Below are 19,097 nucleotides of genomic sequence, written 5' to 3'. Positions count from 1 at the left end.
ATGTCTTGGGGGTGGGCTTGTCCACATTAGAGCAAAAATTAACAGAGATGATTACAGCGCCGGTTGAAGCACTGGGCTATGAACTTGTCGGCATCGAGTTTCTTCGTGGTCGCACATCGACGCTACGCATCTATATTGATAGTGAAGATGGCATCAATGTTGACGATTGTGCTGATGTTAGCCACCAGGTGAGTGCTGTACTCGACGTCGAAGATCCGATCACTGTGGCATACAACCTGGAAGTTTCCTCACCAGGTCTCGACCGGCCACTGTTTACCGCTGAGCATTACACCCGTTTTCTGGGTGAAGAGGTAACGGTAGTACTGCGTATGGCGGTTCAGAATCGCCGCAAATGGCAGGGTGTCATCAAAGCCGTTGAAGGCGAAATGATCACCGTAACGGTTGAGGGCAAAGACGAAGTGTTCGCACTGAGCAACATTCAGAAAGCGAATCTGGTTCCCCATTTTTAACAGTCCGGATTGAGGCGAAGCCCAGGATGAACAAAGAAATTTTGGCTGTTGTCGAAGCTGTTTCTAACGAAAAAGCGGTTCCGCGCGAGAAGATTTTCGAAGCGCTGGAAAGTGCCCTGGCCACGGCAACCAAGAAAAAATATGAGCAAGAGATCGACGTGCGCGTCAGCATCGATCGTAAAAGCGGTGATTTCGATACCTTCCGTCGCTGGATGGTGGTTGAAGAAGTGACCCAGCCGACCCGTGAAATCACATTAGAAGCGGCGCAGTACGAAGATCCGAACTTCAATGTCGGTGACTATGTAGAAGATCAGATTGAATCGGTCACCTTTGACCGTATCACTACCCAGACCGCGAAGCAGGTTATTGTACAGAAAGTACGTGAAGCTGAACGCGCAATGGTGGTCGATCAGTTCCGCGAGCACGAAGGCGATATCATTACCGGCGTGGTGAAGAAAGTGAACCGCGACAATATCAGCCTCGATCTGGGAAGCAACGCGGAAGCCGTGATTCTGCGCGAAGATATGCTGCCGCGTGAAAACTTCCGTCCGGGTGACCGTATTCGCGGCGTGCTGTACTCCGTGCGCCCTGAAGCGCGCGGTGCGCAGCTGTTCGTGACCCGTTCCAAACCGGAAATGCTGATCGAACTGTTCCGCATTGAAGTGCCGGAAATCGGCGAAGAAGTAATTGAAATTAAAGCAGCCGCTCGCGATCCTGGTTCCCGTGCCAAAATCGCAGTGAAAACCAACGATAAGCGTATCGATCCGGTTGGCGCTTGCGTAGGTATGCGTGGCGCACGTGTTCAGGCGGTTTCTACCGAACTGGGCGGCGAGCGTATCGATATCGTTCTGTGGGACGATAACCCGGCGCAGTTCGTGATCAACGCAATGGCACCGGCAGATGTGGCTTCTATCGTTGTTGATGAAGATAAACACACCATGGATATCGCTGTTGAAGCCGGTAACCTGGCGCAGGCTATTGGTCGTAACGGCCAGAACGTGCGTCTCGCCTCGCAGTTAAGCGGTTGGGAACTCAACGTGATGACCGTGGAGGATCTGCAGGCGAAACACCAGGCCGAAGCGCATGCCGCTATCGATACCTTCACCAAACATCTTGGTATTGATGAAGATTTCGCTACGGTGCTGGTTGAAGAAGGTTTTTCAACCCTCGAAGAACTCGCTTACGTGCCAATGAAAGAGCTGCTTGAAATCGACGGGCTGGATGAAGCAACCGTTGAAGCATTGCGCGAACGTGCCAAAAACGCACTCACGACGCTGGCGTTGGCTCAGGAAGAAAGCCTTGGTGATAAGAAGCCGAGCGAAGATCTGCTAGCCCTGGAAGGGATGGATCGTACTCTTGCCTGGAAGCTGGCTGCTCGTGGGGTTTGTACGCTGGAAGACCTCGCCGAACAAGGCGTTGATGACCTTTCAGATATTGAAGAGTTGACGGATGAGAAAGCCGGTGAGCTGATCATGGCCGCGCGTAATATCTGTTGGTTTGGTGACGAAGCGTAATAAACTGTAGCAGGAAGGAACAGCATGACTGATGTAACCGTAAAAGCGCTGGCCGCAGAGATTCAGACCTCGGTGGACCGCCTGGTACAGCAATTCGCTGATGCAGGGATCCCGAAGTCCGCTGAAGACTCTGTGACGGCGCAAGAGAAACAAACTTTACTGGCTCACCTGAACCGTGAACATGGTTCGGCGCCGGATAAGTTGACATTGCAGCGCAAAACGCGCAGTACTTTAAGCATTCAGGGTACCGGTGGTAAGAGCAAATCGGTACAGATCGAAGTCCGCAAGAAACGCACCTTTGTAAAACGTGATCCGGCTGAGGCAGAACGCCTCGCCGCGGAAGAGCAAGCGCAGCGTGAAGCGGAAGAGCAGGCCCAACGTGAAGCAGAGGAAGCTGCAAAGCGCGAGGCTCAGGAAAAAGCGAAGCGTGAAGCGCAAGAGAAAGCTAAACGCGATGCAGACGAAAAGGCTAAACGTGAGCTTGCAGACCAGGCTAAACGCGAAGCTGCGGAAAATAGTAAAGTGAGCAATCAACAAACTGACGAAGCAACCAAAGCCGCTCAGGCTGAAAAAGCCCGCCGCGAAGCTGAAGCGAATGAACTGAAGCGTAAGGCTGAAGAAGAAGCGCGTCGTAAACTCGAAGAAAACGCTCGCCGTGTCGCTGAAGAAGCGCGCCGTATGGCTGAAGAAAACACGCCGGGCTGGACCAGCACTGAAACCGTGGAAGAAGACAAGAGTGATTACCACGTCACTACGTCTCAGCACGCTCGTCAGGCTGAAGATGACAGCGATCGCGAAGTAGAAGGCGGACGCGGCCGTGGTCGTAACACACCTAAAGTTGCCCGTCAGAAAAAAGGCAACAAACACGCTGAATCTAAAGCCGATCGCGAAGAAGCTCGTGCAGCCGTTCGTGGTGGTAAAGGCGGTAAACAGCGTAAAGGCAGCGCGCTGCAGCAGGGCTTCAACAAGCCAGCTCAGGCCGTTAACCGTGACGTTGTGATCGGCGAAACCATCACCGTTGGCGAACTGGCTAACAAGATGGCGGTTAAAGGCTCTCAGGTCATCAAAGCGATGATGAAACTGGGCGCCATGGCCACCATTAACCAGGTCATCGACCAGGAAACCGCACAGCTGGTTGCCGAAGAGATGGGCCACAAAGTTATCCTGCGTCGTGAAAACGAGCTGGAAGAAGCGGTAATGAGCGACCGTGATACCGGAGCGGCTTCTGAATCGCGCGCACCGGTTGTGACCATCATGGGTCACGTTGACCACGGTAAAACCTCGCTGCTGGACTACATTCGTTCAACGAAAGTGGCTTCAGGCGAAGCGGGTGGCATTACCCAGCACATCGGTGCTTACCACGTTGAAACTGACAACGGCATGATCACCTTCCTGGATACCCCGGGCCACGCCGCGTTTACCGCAATGCGTGCACGTGGTGCCCAGGCGACGGATATCGTGGTTCTGGTTGTTGCTGCGGACGACGGCGTGATGCCGCAAACCATCGAAGCTATCCAGCACGCGAAAGCGGCGCAGGTGCCGGTGGTGGTTGCAGTGAACAAGATTGATAAGCCAGAAGCCGATCCGGACCGCGTGAAGAACGAACTGTCCCAGTACGGCATCATGCCGGAAGAGTGGGGCGGTGAAAGCCAGTTCATCCACGTATCCGCGAAAGCCGGTACCGGTATCGATGACCTGCTGGACGCTATCCTGCTGCAGGCTGAAGTTCTCGAACTGAAAGCCGTTCGCAAAGGCATGGCAAGCGGCGTCGTTATCGAATCCTTCCTGGACAAAGGCCGTGGCCCGGTTGCCACCGTTCTGGTTCGCGAAGGTACGCTGAATAAAGGCGATATCGTACTGTGCGGCTTCGAATATGGCCGTGTACGTGCGATGCGTGACGAACTGGGTCGCGAAGTGACCGAAGCCGGTCCGTCTATCCCGGTAGAGATCCTCGGCCTGTCCGGCGTTCCGGCTGCGGGTGACGAAGTGACCGTGGTACGTGACGAGAAGAAAGCGCGTGAAGTGGCTCTGTATCGTCAGGGTAAATTCCGCGAAGTGAAACTGGCTCGCCAGCAGAAATCTAAACTGGAAAACATGTTCGCCAACATGACCGAAGGCGAAGTGTCCGAAGTGAACATCGTGCTGAAAGCCGACGTTCAGGGTTCTGTGGAAGCGATTACCGATTCGCTGTTGAAACTTTCCACCGACGAAGTGAAGGTGAAGATTGTCGGCTCCGGCGTGGGTGGTATCACCGAGACCGATGCGACCCTGGCTACCGCGTCCAACGCGATTCTGGTGGGCTTCAACGTGCGTGCCGATGCCTCTGCCCGCCGCGTTATCGAAGCGGAAAGCCTGGATCTGCGCTACTACTCCGTTATCTATCATCTGATTGATGAAGTGAAAGCGGCGATGAGCGGTATGCTGTCTCCGGAACTGAAACAGCAGATTATCGGTCTGGCTGAAGTGCGTGATGTGTTCAAATCACCGAAATTCGGTGCGATCGCGGGCTGTATGGTTACCGAAGGCACAATTAAACGTCACAACCCAATCCGCGTACTGCGCGACAACGTGGTTATCTATGAAGGCGAGCTGGAATCCCTGCGCCGCTTCAAAGATGACGTTAACGAAGTTCGTAACGGCATGGAATGTGGTATCGGCGTGAAGAACTACAACGATGTTCGCGTTGGCGATATGATCGAAGTGTTCGAAGTCATTGAGATTAAACGTACCATCGCTTAATCAGGCTGATGTGACTGCTTAATTTTAGGGGGGCCGAGTGCCCCCCGATTTGTCTGGAGATTTTACTATGGCGAAAGAATTTGGTCGCCCGCAGCGGGTGGCTCAGGAAATGCAAAAAGAAATTGCCATTATCCTGCAGCGCGAAATCAAAGATCCGCGTTTAGGTCTGATGACTACCGTATCCGGCGTGGAAATGTCCCGCGACCTGGCGTATGCAAAAGTATTCGTTACGTTTTTGAACGATAAAGACGAAGAGGCTATCAAAGCGGGCATTAAAGCCCTTCAGGAAGCCTCTGGCTTTATCCGCTCGCTGCTGGGTAAAGCAATGCGTCTGCGTATCGTGCCGGAATTAACCTTCTTCTATGACAACTCATTGGTAGAAGGGATGCGCATGTCTAACCTGGTGAGTAATGTCATCAAGGACGACGAAGCGCGTCGCGTCAACCCGGACGATAGCAAGGAGGACTGATGAGTCGTCCTCGTCGTCGCGGCCGCGATGTGCATGGCGTGTTGTTACTTGATAAGCCCGGCGGGCTTTCATCCAACGACGCGCTGCAAAAAGTAAAACGCCTCTACAATGCTAATCGGGCAGGGCATACCGGCGCGCTGGACCCGCTGGCGACCGGTATGTTGCCGATTTGCCTTGGCGAGGCGACGAAATTTTCCCAGTATCTGCTTGATTCCGATAAACGCTATCGTGTGATTGCGCGGCTCGGCCAGCGTACCGATACGTCGGACGCTGACGGCAATATCGTCCAGGAAAGGCCGGTTACCTTTACCGCTCAGGAGCTGGAGAGCGCGCTGGACAGTTTCCGTGGCGAGACGCAGCAGGTTCCAACTATGTTCTCGGCGCTCAAATATCAGGGCAAGCCGCTGTACGAATATGCACGCCAGGGGATTGTGGTACCGCGTGAAGCGCGTCCGATCACCGTGTATGAGCTGCTGTTTATTCGTCATGAAGGGCTGGAGCTGGAGCTGGAAGTTCACTGCTCCAAGGGCACCTATATTCGCACCATCATTGACGATCTGGGCGAAAAGCTCGGCTGCGGCGCGCACGTCAGCTATCTGCGTCGGCTTGCAGTGAGTAAATATCCTATCGACCGCATGGTGACGCTTGAGCAACTGACGGAACTGCGCGCTCAGGCAGATGAACAAGGCGTTGATCTGGCAACAGTGCTCGATCCGTTGCTGATGCCGATGGACAGTCCGGCTTCGGATTTCCCGATGGTGAATATTCAACCTGTTATCGCTGGCTATTTCAAAAATGGTCAGCCGGTGCGCGTCGCGGATGTGCCGTCGCAGGGCCTGGTACGCGTCACCGAAGGCGATGAGCAGAAATTTATTGGCATGGGTGAAATTGATGATGAGGGTCGCGTCGCGCCCCGTCGCCTGGTTGTGGAATACCACGACTAACGTTTGCGATAAGCTGCTGTGACAGGTAGAATATTGCGGCTAAATACACTGCCAGTCGTTATCTTAACGCTGACAGGTATCTGGGGTGGCTGAATTAGAGATCGGCACCCTCTTTTTTATCTATAATTTTGGAGTTGAAAATGTCTCTAAGCGTTGAAGCTAAAGCTAAAATCGTTTCTGAGTTCGGTCGTGGTACTAACGACAGCGGTTCTACCGAAGTACAGGTTGCTCTGCTGACTGCTCAGATTAACCACCTGCAAGGCCACTTTGCAGAGCACAAAAAAGATCACCACAGCCGTCGTGGTCTGCTGCGCATGGTTTCTCAGCGTCGTAAACTGCTCGACTACCTGAAACGTAAAGATGTAGCACGTTATACCAGCCTGATCGAACGTCTGGGCCTGCGTCGCTAATTCTTGCGAGTTTCAGAAAAGGGGGCCTTTATGGCCCCTTTTTTCAACCAGATGGCAGAAATCCACAGTACAATACTGTATTGTTGCCTGAAGGGATCTTCTTGTGCAGAGGTTCGCGCGGCTAATGAGAGGCTTGACTCCGCGACGGGGTTAGGATTGTCATTAGTCGCGAGGATGCAAAGAAGGTCAATACTCAACAGCACGCCGCATCGGTGTGCTGTCATTCATTCAGAAAGGGTATTATTTTGCTAAATCCGATCGTTCGTAAATTTCAATATGGTCAGCATACCGTCACGTTAGAGACCGGTATGATGGCGCGCCAGGCTACCGCCGCTGTGATGGTAAGCATGGACGACACCGCAGTATTCGTTACCGTTGTGGGGCAGAAAAAAGCCAAACCTGGCCAGGATTTCTTCCCGCTGACCGTTAACTATCAGGAGCGTACCTACGCCGCTGGCCGTATCCCGGGTAGCTTCTTCCGTCGTGAAGGCCGTCCGAGCGAAGGCGAAACCCTGATTGCACGTCTGATTGACCGTCCTGTTCGTCCGCTGTTCCCGGAAGGCTTCGTTAACGAAGTCCAGGTTATCGCGACCGTTGTGTCCGTGAACCCGCAAGTCCACCCGGATATCGTGGCGATGATCGGCGCGTCCGCTGCGCTGAGCCTGTCTGGTATTCCGTTCAATGGCCCAATCGGCGCTGCACGCGTGGGTTACATCAACGACCAGTATGTGCTGAACCCGACTGCCGACGAACTGAAAAACAGCAAGCTGGATCTGGTGGTTGCCGGTACTGAAGGCGCTGTGCTGATGGTGGAATCCGAAGCCGAACTGCTGAGCGAAGATCAGATGCTGGGTGCAGTGGTATTTGGCCACGACCAACAGCAGGTTGTTATCGAGAACATCAACTCACTGGTTGCTGAAGCGGGCAAACCGCGTTGGGACTGGCAGCCGGAAGCCGCTAACGACGCGCTGAACAGCCGCGTTGCTGCGCTGGCTGAAGCTCGTCTGAGCGACGCTTACCGCATTACCGACAAACAAGAACGTTATTCTCAGATCGACGCTATCAAATCTGATGTTATCGCTGCACTGCAAGCGGAACAATCAGAAGGCGACGCGCTGGATGAAAACGAACTGAACGACATTCTGCACGCTATCGAGAAAAACGTGGTGCGTAGCCGCGTACTGCGTGGCGAGCCGCGTATCGATGGCCGTGAAAAAGACATGATCCGTGGTCTGGACGTTCGTACCGGCGTACTGCCGCGTACTCACGGTTCCGCACTGTTCACCCGTGGTGAAACGCAGGCGCTGGTTACCGCGACGCTGGGTACTGCACGTGATGCGCAGAACCTGGACGAACTGATGGGCGAACGTACCGACAACTTCCTGTTCCATTATAACTTCCCTCCGTACTCTGTTGGTGAGACCGGAATGGTAGGTTCACCGAAGCGTCGTGAAATCGGTCACGGTCGTCTGGCGAAACGCGGCGTGATGGCAGTTATGCCGGATGCAGAGCGCTTCCCGTACACCGTACGCGTCGTATCTGAAATCACCGAATCCAACGGTTCTTCATCCATGGCTTCCGTGTGCGGCGCTTCTCTGGCGCTGATGGACGCAGGTGTGCCGGTGAAAGCCGCCGTTGCGGGTATCGCGATGGGTCTGGTGAAAGAAGGCGACAACTTCGTGGTTCTGTCTGACATTCTGGGCGACGAAGATCACCTGGGCGACATGGACTTTAAAGTAGCCGGTAGCCGTGAAGGTATCTCCGCGCTGCAGATGGATATCAAAATCGAAGGCATCACCCGCGAAATCATGCAGGTGGCACTGAACCAGGCTAAGGGCGCGCGACTGCACATCCTCAGCGTGATGGAGCAGGCTATCAACGCACCGCGTGGCGATATCTCCGAGTTCGCTCCGCGTATCCACACCATCAAAATCAACCCGGACAAGATCAAAGACGTGATCGGTAAGGGTGGTTCGGTGATCCGTGCGCTGACCGAAGAAACCGGCACCACCATCGAAATCGAAGATGACGGTACCGTGAAAATCGCAGCGACCGACGGTGAAAAAGCGAAATATGCTATCCGCCGTATCGAAGAGATCACCGCTGAAATCGAAGTGGGTCGCGTTTATAACGGTAAAGTCACCCGTATCGTTGATTTCGGTGCGTTTGTTGCCATTGGCGGCGGCAAAGAAGGCCTGGTACACATTTCCCAGATCGCTGACAAGCGCGTTGAGAAAGTGACTGATTATCTGCAGATGAATCAGGAAGTGCCGGTCAAAGTTCTGGAAGTGGATCGCCAGGGCCGTATTCGTTTAAGCATTAAAGAAGCAGCCGAGCCGTCTCAGCCGGCGGCCGCACCGGACGCTCCGGCAGCACCGCAAGCTGAATAAGGGTTGCTATTAGGCTCTCCATGTTCGCATGGAGAGCTCTTTGATACCGGGCTGGAAGCCGGGTTTGCAACCGGGGAACAGGACGTTCATCCAATTGTTGTCTTCGGGAGTGGGAAATGAAGCCTTTTTTGCGCTGGTGTTTCGTTGCGACAGCTCTCACGCTGGCAGGATGCAGCAACTCTGCCTGGCGTAAGAGTGAAGTCCTCGCGGTACCATTGCAACCGACTTTGCAGCAAGAAGTCATTCTGGCTCGCATGGAACAAATTCTTGCCAGTCGGGCTTTAACCGATGATGAACGTGCTCAGCTTTTATATGAGCGCGGAGTGTTGTATGATAGTCTTGGTTTGCGGGCACTGGCGCGAAATGATTTTTCACAAGCGCTGGCTATCCGCCCCGATATGCCTGAAGTATTCAATTACTTAGGCATTTACTTAACGCAGGCAGGCAATTTTGATGCTGCCTATGAAGCGTTTGATTCTGTACTTGAGCTTGATCCAACTTACAACTACGCGCATTTAAATCGCGGTATCGCCCTCTATTACGGCGGACGTTACCGGTTAGCGCAAGATGATCTGCTGGCGTTTTATCAAGACGATCCCAATGATCCTTTCCGTAGTCTGTGGCTCTATATTGCTGAAAGCAAACTGGATGAGAAACAGGCCAAAGCGTCGTTACAACAGCGCTTAGACAAATCGGACAAAGAGCAATGGGGATGGAACATTGTCGAGTTCTACCTGGGCAACATTAACGAAGCAACGTTAATGGAACGCCTCAAGGCGGACGCAACGGATAACACCTCGCTCGCTGAGCATCTCAGTGAAACCAACTTCTATTTAGGTAAGTACTACCTAAGTCTGGGGGAATTGGACAGCGCTACGGCACTGTTCAAATTAGCGGTAGCTAACAACGTACATAACTACGTTGAACACCGTTATGCATTGTTGGAATTAGCGCTCTTGGGCCAGGAGCAAGAAGACCTGGCAGAATCGGACCAGCAATAGCTGACGGACATTTATCAGCCCATAAACTTTTTTAAAGTCATCACCTTAACGGGTGAGGGCGTTTTTGTTCGTCAATCAATCAAATTTGAGCCGGTTCACACTTTTCAATGAAAATTGCAGATCTTTTTCATGATGAGTTATGTAGACTGGCCGCCATTTATCTTGAGGCACACGTACTACATGACTGAATTCGAAACCACTTTTTCTGATCTGGGGCTGAAGACTCCTATCCTTGAAGCCCTTAACGATCTGGGTTACGAAAAGCCATCTCCGATCCAGGCTGAGTGTATTCCGCACCTGCTTGGTGGCCGCGATGTTCTGGGTATGGCCCAGACAGGCAGCGGCAAAACCGCAGCGTTCTCTTTACCGCTGCTGAACAACCTTGATCCTGAATTGAAAGCGCCGCAAATCCTGGTGCTGGCCCCGACCCGCGAACTGGCGGTTCAGGTTGCTGAAGCAATGACGGACTTCTCTAAACATATGCATGGCGTAAATGTGGTAGCCCTTTACGGCGGCCAGCGTTATGACGTGCAGCTGCGCGCCCTGCGTCAGGGCCCACAGATTGTTGTGGGCACCCCAGGCCGCCTGCTTGACCATTTAAAACGCGGTACGCTGAACCTGTCCAACCTGAGCGGTCTGGTACTGGACGAAGCGGATGAAATGCTGCGTATGGGCTTCATCGAAGACGTTGAAACCATCATGGCGCAGATCCCGGAAGGTCATCAGACCGCTCTGTTCTCCGCTACTATGCCGGAAGCGATTCGCCGTATTACCCGCCGCTTTATGAAAGAGCCGCAGGAAGTACGCATTCAGTCCAGCGTGACCACTCGCCCGGACATCAGCCAGAGCTACTGGACTGTTTACGGTATGCGTAAAAACGAAGCGCTGGTGCGTTTCCTTGAAGCGGAAGACTTTGACGCGGCGATCATTTTCGTGCGCACCAAAAACGCAACCCTGGAAGTGGCTGAAGCGCTGGAGCGCAGCGGTTACAACAGCGCCGCGCTGAACGGCGACATGAACCAGGCGCTGCGTGAGCAGACCCTGGAGCGCCTGAAAGATGGTCGTCTGGACATCCTGATTGCGACTGACGTTGCGGCCCGTGGCCTGGACGTTGAGCGTATCAGCCTGGTTGTTAACTACGACATCCCGATGGATTCAGAATCTTACGTTCACCGTATTGGCCGTACCGGTCGTGCGGGTCGTGCTGGCCGCGCGCTGCTGTTCGTTGAGAACCGCGAGCGTCGTCTGCTGCGCAACATCGAACGCACCATGAAACTGACCATCCCGGAAGTGGAACTGCCGAACGCAGAACTGCTGGGCACACGCCGTCTGGAGAAATTCGCCGCTAAAGTACAGCAGCAGCTGGAAAGCAGCGATCTGGATCAGTACCGCGCCCTGCTGGCGAAAATCCAGCCGACTGCGGAAGACGAAGAGCTGGACATCGAAACCCTGGCTGCCGCGCTGCTGAAAATGGCACAGGGCGAACGTCCGCTGATCCTGCCGCCAGATGCGCCGATGCGTCCGCGTCGTGAATTCCGTGAGCGTGACGATCGTTTCGAACGTCGCAGCGATCGTAACGATCGTGGTCCGCGTAGCGACCGTCCGCAGCGTGAAGGCGAAGAGCGTCCGCGCCGTGAACGTCGTGACGTTGGCGATATGGAACTGTACCGCATTGAAGTGGGTCGTGATGATGGCGTTGAAGTTCGTCATATCGTTGGCGCTATCGCTAACGAAGGCGACATCAGCAGCCGTTACATCGGCAACATCAAGCTGTTTGCTTCCCACTCCACCATTGAGCTGCCGAAAGGTATGCCGGGTGAAGTTCTGCAACACTTTACCCGCACGCGTATTCTCAACAAACCGATGAATATGCAACTGCTGGGCGACGCGCAACCGCGTCCGGATCGCGGCGGTGAACGTCGTGGTGGTGGTGCCGGGGCTGGCGCTGGCCGTGGCGGTTTCGGCGGCGAGCGTCGTGAAGGCGGTCGTAGCGAAGGTCGTCGTTTCAGCGGCGAACGTCGTGAAGGTGGTGCAGGCCGTAGCTTCAGCGGTGAGCGTCGTGAAGGTGGCCGTGGCCCGCGTCGTGAAGATGGCGCAGCACCGTCCCGTCGTCGCTTTGGTGATGCATAAGTCCTGAACGCCTTACGGTTTACAAACTGTAAAGTTTAATAAACAGTCCCAGTCAAAATGATTGGGACTTTTTTTATCTGGTTTGTACTCATGTACTGGTACAATGACGCATCCTCTTCCAGGATTCGATTGTTACTACAGGACATAAAATGGCAACCCTCTCCACCACCAGCGTATCGCCTTCCATTCTGGGCGGCATTGTTATCATTGCAGGCACTATCATCGGCGCGGGGATGTTTTCTCTGCCGGTCGTTATGTCTGGCGCGTGGTTTTTCTGGTCGCTGGCGGCGTTAGGGATAACCTGGTTCTGTATGCTCCACTCCGGCTTAATGATCCTCGAAGCTAACCTCAACTACGCGCCCGGTGCCAGCTTCGATACCATGACCAAAGATCTGCTGGGCAAATACTGGACCTGGATTAACGGCCTCTCTATCGCCTTTGTGCTGTATATCCTGACCTATGCCTATATCTCGGCAAGCGGCTCGATACTGCATCACACGCTGTCGGAAATGTCGCTGTCGTTTTCTCCCCGGCTGGCGGGGCTGATTTTTGCTTTGATCGTGGCGTTCGTGGTGTGGCTCAGCACGCGCGCGGTCAGCAGAATGACGGCGATTGTGCTTGGCGCGAAAGTCATTACTTTTTTCCTGACCTTCGGCAGTCTGTTAGGCCATGTGGAACCCGCCACGCTGTTTAACGTCGCAGAACCGCAGCCTTCCTACTTCCCCTATTTATTAATGACGTTGCCGTTCTGTCTGGCGTCGTTTGGCTATCATGGCAATGTGCCGAGCCTGATGAAGTATTACGGCAAAGATCCGCGCACTATCGTCCGTTGCATTGTCTGGGGAACGCTTATTGCGCTGGCGCTGTATACCATCTGGCTGCTGGCGACCATGGGGAATATCCCGCGTCCGGCATTTATTGAAATTGCCCGTCAGGGCGGCAACATTGATGTGCTGGTTCAGGCGCTGGCTGGGGTGTTGAACAGCAAAACCCTCGATCTGCTGCTAATCATTTTCTCTAACTTCGCCGTTGCCAGTTCATTCCTGGGCGTAACCCTGGGCCTGTTTGATTATCTGGCGGATTTGTTCGGTTTTGATGATTCCGCGCTCGGGCGTTTCAAAACCGTGCTGTTAACCTTCGTACCGCCTGTCGCGGGCGGGATGCTGTGGCCGAACGGGTTTTTGTACGCCATCGGCTACGCCGGGCTGGCCGCCACTATCTGGGCCGCGATTGTGCCGGCATTACTGGCCCGCGCGTCGCGTAAGCGCTTCGGCAGCCCACTGTTTCGCGTCTGGGGCGGGAAGGGAATGATCGCGTTGATTCTGGTCTTCGGCATCGGCAATGCGCTGGTGCATCTGTTATCGACGGCGAATCTGCTACCGGTTTATCAATAAAAAACGCCCTCCGTGTGGAGGGCGTTCTGTTAAAGTGATTCGCGAACCTGCATCGCCAAATCGAAGGAGTGGAGACGGGCCTGATGATCGAAAATCTGCCCGTTAACCATGATTTCGTCAGCCTCGGTTTCCCGCAGGATTGACAGCAAACCGTGGCGCACTTTGGCTTTATCACCCACCAGCGACATCCCCAGCGCCTGCTGGACGCCGTACTGTTCAGCCGGGCTCCAGATACTCTCCATGCTTTCCACCGGCGGCGGTAACTGCCCGGCTTCGCCACGGCGCAGCTTCACAAATGCCTGCTGCATTGAAGTAAACAAAAACTCCGCGTCGCGATTGCTGTCGGCGGCCACAATATTGATACACACCAGCGCATACGGTTTTTCCAGCCGCGCGGACGGTTTGAACTGGGTGCGATACAGATGCAGCGCCTGGAACAGCATATCCGGGGCGAAGTGCGAGGCAAACGCGAAAGGCAGGCCCATCTGGGCCGCCAGCTGTGCGCTGTACAGACTGGAGCCTAACAGCCACAGCGGTATTTTCGCGCCGTAGCCCGGCACCGGACGCACGGCGGGGTGCGGATCGCGGGCGTCAAACCATTCCACCAGCTCATTCACATCGCGCGGGAAGTTATCTATGTCGCCGCTCATATGGCGGCGCAGCGCCATCATGGTGCGCTGATCGCTGCCCGGCGCGCGGCCCAGCCCCAGCTCGATACGGCCAGGATACAGCGCGTCCAGAGTGCCGAACTGTTCGGCGATCACCAGCGGTGAGTGGTTGGGCAGCATCACACCGCCAGAACCCAGGCGCAGCGTGGAGGTATTCGCGGCAAGATAGCCGATCAGCACCGACGTCGCCGCGCTGGCAATACCGGTCATATTATGGTGCTCAGCCAGCCAGTAGCGGTGATAGCCGCGCGCTTCGGCAAGCTTCGCTAAATCCAGAGAATGATGAAAAGCGTCCCGGGCGCTGAGCCCTTGCGGGATCGGGGCCAGGTCGAGCAAAGAGAAAGGTACAGTTGATTGCGTGGTCATAGCAGCTCACTTTGTCACAGCACTGTTTCAGATTAAAGGTCTGCCTCCGGCGCGCATGCGCCAGAAAGCTGTACCTTTTAATACTGCATTAAAATTCGCTGATTGCTGTTAACAAAGTGAGCTTTTTTTAGGCCTGTAGCTCAAGTCCGGCCAGGCGACGCCAGTAACCGTTGCAGTCGCTGTTGGCTTCCAGCGCCAGCGGTGCCGCGCCGGTTTCATTGGCGCGAAAGGCGTTTAGCATCTCGATGGTCTCCGTGCCCACAGGGGAGAGTCGCACCACATCCACTAAATCCTGCATAGAGGCTAACTCATTGCCGAGATTGTAGACGTAGCCGCTCATGGTCTGGATGCCGTTCAGCACAAACACCTGCTGGCCCTCCTGCGAATGGATAACCCGCCCGTGGGGATACTTAATGCAGCAGGTTTCGCATTCATCTTTAGGCCGGTCTTCTGAGCGCGCGGTAAAGCAGCGGGCGGAATAGGCCAGCGGCAGATGACCGTAGCTCAGCACTTCCACCTCAAACTGCTGGCGAATACCCAGCTCATCGCACTGCGTCAGCAAATTCACCAGCCAGTCGCGGGAAAGCTCCACGGGCATGCACCAGCGCATCATTCCCTGTTTCGCCAGGCGGCGCAGCGTGACGGCGTTGTAGCAGTTGAGCGCATGGCTGGCGACAAACGGCAACCCGCGCTCCCAGGCCATATTCACGGTACCGAAATCGCTGGCTTCAATCAGAAACTCGCCGTTTTCCACATAGCGTTTCAGTTCATTCAGCTCAGACGGTGCCTGCACCAGCGCTAAAGTGGAGATCACCACCTGCTTACCGCTGGCCGCAACGGTTATCGCCATCTCCAGCCAGTCGCCGACTTTGGTGTCGCGGCGTTTGCTGCATACCGATTCGCCGAGATAGACAATATCGGCGCTGCTGTTTACCGCCGCCTGGTAGAACTGTTCCAGCGTCGCTTTCGGCCAGTAATACAGTACGGGTCCTAATGAGTATTTCATGGTGGTTCCTTTACTGCCATTTGCGGTGATACGCGCCGAGCGTGGTTTGCGTGCCTTCGGACATTGCGCCGAGAGTATCCATCCAGGCCTGCTGCGGCTGGAACTGTTGCGGATTCGCCATGCAGCGGTCGATGGCCTGACGCCACACTTTCGCCACCTGGCTAACGTACGCCGGGCTACGCTGGCGGCCTTCGATTTTCACCGAAGCGATATTAGCTGCCAGCAGTTCCGGCAGCAGTTCCAGGGTGTTGAGGCTGGTGGGTTCTTCAAGGGCGTGATAGCGCTGGCCGTCAACCAGATAGCGCCCTTTACACAGCGTCGGATAGCCAGCGTTCTCCCCGTCCTGATAGCGATCGATCAGCACATCGTTCAGACGTGATTCCAGCCCCTGGGGCGTCTGCTGCCAGCGCACAAAACGCGCCGGTGAACACGCCCCGACAGTGTTGGGCGATTCGCCGGTCAGATAAGAAGAGAGATAGCAGCGGCCTTCCGCCATAATGCACAGGCTGCCGAAGGCGAATACTTCCAACGGCACCGGCGTCACGCGCGCCAGTTGCTTAACCTGGTGAATGGACAACACGCGCGGCAGCACCACCCGCGCCACATCAAAATTGCGCTGGTAAAAGCGGATTGCCTCTTCGTTGGTAGCGGACGCCTGCACCGAGACGTGGCGTTCGACGTGCGGATAGCGCTCGGCGGCGTACTCCAGCATGGCGATATCCGCCAGAATCAGGGCATCGGCCCCGGATTGCGCCGCCATATCCACCGCACGCTCCCAGCGCTGGTAGCCATCGGGATGCGCAAAAGTATTGATCGCAATATGCAGCTTACGGCGATGTTGATGAACCACATTCACCGCTTCCTGAAGTTTCTTCTCAGTAAAGTTGAGGCCTGCAAAATGGCGGGCGTTGGTATCGTCTTTCAGGCCGATATAAACCGCATCAGCCCCGTTTTCGATAGCCGCTTTCAGTGCCGGCAAGTTTCCGGCAGGACACAGCAACTCCATAGAATTTCCTGAAGGTGAGGGGGCGGACAAAAAAAGTCGCCATATTGTTAATGAACGGCGATTTTAGTTAACCTGGCAGCGACAATATTTGATTTGAGGCAGTTAAACGCGTATTGATGAAATCAATAAAGGGGTAATCAAAACGTTTAAAATCTTGATTTACGCCGCTATGTCGCAGGAACGATATGGCACAATGATGGGTCGATAGTTATCAAGGAGTAGAGCTCGTGTTAGATCAACTGCGTTCGCGCCTGGTTCGTCTTGGCCCCTCACTAATGAGGACGCCCGTTAAGCTGGCGCCCTTTGCTCTGAAGCGACAAGTACTGGAGCAGGTACTGGCCTGGCAGTTCCGTCAGGCGCTTGAAGAGGGAGAGCTGGCGTTCCTTGATGGGCGCTGGTTATGCATTGAAGTGCGCGATATCGGTTTGAGATGGTTTACTTCAGTGGAAAACGACCGGCTGGTGGTAAAAGAAGATGCGCCAGCGGATGTCAGCTTCAGCGCCGATGCCAGCGACCTTTTAATGATTGCCGCACGCAAACAGGACCCGGATACGCTATTCTTCCAGCGCCGATTAATCATTGAAGGCGATACCGAACTCGGTTTGTACGTCAAAAACCTGATGGACGCCATTGAGCTGGAGTCGATGCCAAAACCCCTGCGCATCATGCTTCTGCAACTGGCTGACTTCGTCGAAGCGGGTCTGAAAGACGCGCCGTCGACAAAAGCAACCTCAGTAGGTGAACCATGCTAATTCGTGTAGAAATTCCCATAGATGCACCTGGTATTGATGCGCTGCTGCGCCGCACGTTTAAAGACGGCGGCGAGGCGGATTTGATCCATGACCTGCGTGAAGACGGTATGCTGACGCTGGGCCTGGTGGCTACCGATGAGGAAGGGCAAGTGGTCGGTTACGTCGCGTTCAGCCCGGTGAGCGTACAGGGTGAAGATCTACAATGGGTAGGCCTCGCGCCGCTGGCGGTGGACGAATCGTTGCGCGGGCAAGGTTTAGCGCGTCAGCTGGTGTATGAAGGGCTCGATTCCCTGAATGAATTTGGCTACGCCGCCGTGGTGACGCTGGGCGATCCGGCGCTGTATGGCCGTTTCGGTTTTGAATTGGCCGCACATTACGATTTACACTGTCGCTGGCCGGGGACCGAAGCCGCATTCCAGATCCATCCGCTGGCTCCCGATGCGCTTCAGGGCGTAAGCGGTCTGGTGGAATACCACGAGCACTTCAATCGTTTCTAATCGCAGGCGCTGGTAAATCTGGGAACAGATCCGCCAGCGCGATTTCTCCCGCGACCAGGCGCTCTTTATCCCGCTTCGGCAATTGTTTAATCCGATATTCAATGCGCAACGCTTGTGAGCGCTCACCAACTTGTTGGGCGAAAACCATCGTTAATTCGCCTTTGCCCCGTAGCGAACGTGCGCCTTTACCGGTCTGATGCTGTAGCAAACGGCGCGCGGTGTCGGTGGTGACGCCGGTATAAAGCCGATTATCGGCAGTGCGAATTAAATAGAGAAACCAGCAGTTCATAAAGCGTATTCGGACGAAGATTTTGCCGCACCTTATCACGCTTTCTCTGTGACGACACTGTGGTAGTGTGTCGGCAAACCATTTTAGGAGGCGTTATGGAAGCACTGGAAAGCATCAGCCGCTGGCTCGGCAAACAGCATGTGGTGAGCTACTGCGTGGCAAACGACCAGGATATGTGGTGCGCAAATGCGTTTTACCTGTATTGCCCACAGGACGTGGCATTCTACTTGTTGAGCGACCCGCAGACGCGGCACGGGCAAATCAGCGGTGCAAGAGCGAGGGTGGCGGGTACGGTAAGCGGGCAAACCAAAAACGTCGCGCTCATACGCGGTGTGCAGTTTAAAGGCGAGATCCAGTTGCTTGAGGGCGAAGCGTCAGAGAGCCTTCGTGAACGCTATAACCGACGCTTCCCCATTGCCAGAGGGATGTCAGCGCCCGTCTGGCAAATTCGGCTGGATGAACTCAAATTGACTGACAACACTCTGGGTTTTGGTAAAAAATTTAGCTGGCAACGTCACGCTAACCGTTAACTGCCGAGCAGGCGTAGCGCCTCGCGGTTAAACGCCGGTAAATCATCTGGCGTGCGGCTGGTAACCAACTGGTCTTTATCGACCACCACTTCCTGGTCGAAAAACTCCGCGCCTGCGTTTTTCACGTCAATGACGATTGGCGTTACCGCCGTCAGCTTGCGTCCCCGGATCACGTCGGCGCTAATCAGCAACTGCGGCCCGTGGCATATCGCAAACACCGGTTTGCCGCTTTCGACAAAGTCACGGGTAAAATCGACAAAGCGGCTGTCGCCACGCAGATGATCTGGCGAATGGCCGCCAGGTAGCAACAGGGCATCAAACTCATCAGGTTTAACGTCATCAATGCCTTTATCGATAGTCACCTGAGCTTCGCCTTTTTTGCCTTTTACGGTATTCCCGGCTTGCTTCTCAATGGTGATCACTTCGTGGCCCGCTTTTTTAAATTCTTCCGCCGGGGAAGTGAACTCGGAATCTTCGAACTCGTCGGTAATCAGGACTGCAATCTTCTTGCTCATGTTTACT

General features: G+C 54.7%; 19 protein-coding genes. 14 read left to right on the top strand and 5 right to left on the bottom strand.

Features of this window, described 5'->3' with window-relative positions; all coding sequences use genetic code 11:
- The first annotated feature begins 17 nt into the window (after positions 1 to 17).
- From rimP to mtr, 11 genes are all read left to right on the top strand, one after another.
- A complete protein-coding gene (gene rimP, locus ACVV26_RS19435; protein WP_148051893.1) occupies positions 18 to 470 on the top strand; it encodes a ribosome maturation factor RimP in 453 nt (150 codons plus the stop codon).
- Positions 471 to 496: 26 nt separating this feature from the next.
- Positions 497 to 1,984, top strand: a complete 1,488-nt coding sequence (nusA, locus tag ACVV26_RS19430; RefSeq protein ID WP_312985203.1) for a transcription termination factor NusA — start codon at positions 497 to 499, stop codon at positions 1,982 to 1,984.
- 24 nt (positions 1,985 to 2,008) lie between these two features.
- Complete coding sequence (gene infB, locus ACVV26_RS19425) at positions 2,009 to 4,723, top strand: translation initiation factor IF-2 (protein ID WP_474798924.1); 2,715 nt, start codon at positions 2,009 to 2,011, stop codon at positions 4,721 to 4,723.
- Positions 4,724 to 4,790: 67 nt separating this feature from the next.
- Positions 4,791 to 5,192 (top strand): 30S ribosome-binding factor RbfA, encoded by a 402-nt coding sequence (gene rbfA, locus ACVV26_RS19420; RefSeq protein ID WP_312985199.1) that lies wholly within the window; start codon positions 4,791 to 4,793, stop codon positions 5,190 to 5,192.
- A complete protein-coding gene (gene truB, locus ACVV26_RS19415) occupies positions 5,192 to 6,136 on the top strand; it encodes a tRNA pseudouridine(55) synthase TruB (protein ID WP_474798923.1) in 945 nt (314 codons plus the stop codon). The genes rbfA and truB overlap by 1 nt, the downstream gene beginning before the upstream one ends.
- 140 nt (positions 6,137 to 6,276) lie before the next feature.
- The gene (gene rpsO, locus ACVV26_RS19410; RefSeq protein WP_002434239.1) at positions 6,277 to 6,546 is read left to right on the top strand and encodes a 30S ribosomal protein S15; all 270 of its coding nucleotides are present in this window, start codon (positions 6,277 to 6,279) and stop codon (positions 6,544 to 6,546) included.
- Positions 6,547 to 6,791: 245 nt separating this feature from the next.
- Positions 6,792 to 8,936 (top strand): polyribonucleotide nucleotidyltransferase, encoded by a 2,145-nt coding sequence (pnp, locus tag ACVV26_RS19405; RefSeq protein WP_474798921.1) that lies wholly within the window; start codon positions 6,792 to 6,794, stop codon positions 8,934 to 8,936.
- A gap of 116 nt (positions 8,937 to 9,052) precedes the next feature.
- Positions 9,053 to 9,937: a lipoprotein NlpI gene (gene nlpI, locus ACVV26_RS19400; protein ID WP_312985196.1), complete on the top strand. Its 885-nt coding sequence runs from the start codon at positions 9,053 to 9,055 to the stop codon at positions 9,935 to 9,937.
- Positions 9,938 to 10,044: 107 nt separating this feature from the next.
- Positions 10,045 to 10,125: a protein YrbN gene (gene yrbN, locus ACVV26_RS19395; RefSeq protein WP_121497548.1), complete on the top strand. Its 81-nt coding sequence runs from the start codon at positions 10,045 to 10,047 to the stop codon at positions 10,123 to 10,125.
- Positions 10,118 to 12,067 (top strand): DEAD/DEAH family ATP-dependent RNA helicase, encoded by a 1,950-nt coding sequence (locus ACVV26_RS19390; RefSeq protein ID WP_474798919.1) that lies wholly within the window; start codon positions 10,118 to 10,120, stop codon positions 12,065 to 12,067. Before yrbN ends, ACVV26_RS19390 begins: the two co-directional genes overlap by 8 nt.
- A 149-nt stretch (positions 12,068 to 12,216) precedes the next feature.
- On the top strand, positions 12,217 to 13,461 hold the full coding sequence (gene mtr / locus ACVV26_RS19385) for a tryptophan permease (RefSeq protein WP_474798917.1): 1,245 nt from the start codon (positions 12,217 to 12,219) through the stop codon (positions 13,459 to 13,461).
- 29 nt (positions 13,462 to 13,490) lie between these two features.
- Here the strand turns inward: mtr and ACVV26_RS19380 are convergent, their stop codons facing one another.
- From ACVV26_RS19380 to ubiU, 3 genes are all read right to left on the bottom strand, one after another.
- A complete protein-coding gene (locus tag ACVV26_RS19380) occupies positions 13,491 to 14,495 on the bottom strand; it encodes a luciferase-like monooxygenase (RefSeq protein ID WP_474798915.1) in 1,005 nt (334 codons plus the stop codon).
- Between the two features lie 127 nt (positions 14,496 to 14,622).
- Positions 14,623 to 15,501 carry a U32 family peptidase gene (locus tag ACVV26_RS19375; RefSeq protein ID WP_474798913.1) on the bottom strand — a complete coding sequence of 293 codons (879 nt, stop codon included), beginning with the start codon at positions 15,499 to 15,501 and terminating at the stop codon, positions 14,623 to 14,625.
- A 10-nt stretch (positions 15,502 to 15,511) separates the two neighbouring features.
- A complete protein-coding gene (ubiU, locus tag ACVV26_RS19370; protein WP_474798911.1) occupies positions 15,512 to 16,507 on the bottom strand; it encodes a ubiquinone anaerobic biosynthesis protein UbiU in 996 nt (331 codons plus the stop codon).
- A gap of 227 nt (positions 16,508 to 16,734) precedes the next feature.
- Here ubiU and ubiT point away from each other — a divergent pair, with 227 nt between their 5' ends.
- Both ubiT and ACVV26_RS19360 read left to right on the top strand, forming a co-directional pair.
- Positions 16,735 to 17,259: a ubiquinone anaerobic biosynthesis accessory factor UbiT gene (gene ubiT / locus ACVV26_RS19365; protein ID WP_312985185.1), complete on the top strand. Its 525-nt coding sequence runs from the start codon at positions 16,735 to 16,737 to the stop codon at positions 17,257 to 17,259.
- Complete coding sequence (locus ACVV26_RS19360) at positions 17,253 to 17,756, top strand: GNAT family N-acetyltransferase (RefSeq protein ID WP_474798909.1); 504 nt, start codon at positions 17,253 to 17,255, stop codon at positions 17,754 to 17,756. Before ubiT ends, ACVV26_RS19360 begins: the two co-directional genes overlap by 7 nt.
- Here ACVV26_RS19360 and ACVV26_RS19355 read toward each other — a convergent pair.
- On the bottom strand, positions 17,743 to 18,045 hold the full coding sequence (locus ACVV26_RS19355; protein ID WP_474798907.1) for a GIY-YIG nuclease family protein: 303 nt from the start codon (positions 18,043 to 18,045) through the stop codon (positions 17,743 to 17,745). The two genes, ACVV26_RS19360 and ACVV26_RS19355, sit on opposite strands and share 14 nt — an antisense overlap.
- 95 nt (positions 18,046 to 18,140) lie before the next feature.
- On the opposite strand from ACVV26_RS19355, the gene ACVV26_RS19350 reads away from it, so the two are divergent.
- A complete protein-coding gene (locus ACVV26_RS19350) occupies positions 18,141 to 18,575 on the top strand; it encodes a YhbP family protein (RefSeq protein ID WP_474798905.1) in 435 nt (144 codons plus the stop codon).
- On the opposite strand, the gene ACVV26_RS19345 is transcribed toward ACVV26_RS19350, so the two are convergent.
- Positions 18,572 to 19,090, bottom strand: a complete 519-nt coding sequence (locus ACVV26_RS19345; RefSeq protein ID WP_317677943.1) for a type 1 glutamine amidotransferase domain-containing protein — start codon at positions 19,088 to 19,090, stop codon at positions 18,572 to 18,574. The genes ACVV26_RS19350 and ACVV26_RS19345 overlap by 4 nt on opposite strands.
- Positions 19,091 to 19,097: the final 7 nt, after the last annotated feature.

This window comes from Atlantibacter sp. MEI4A-1023 (assembly GCF_056155425.1).
This window is presented reverse-complemented; position numbering and strand designations above follow the sequence as displayed.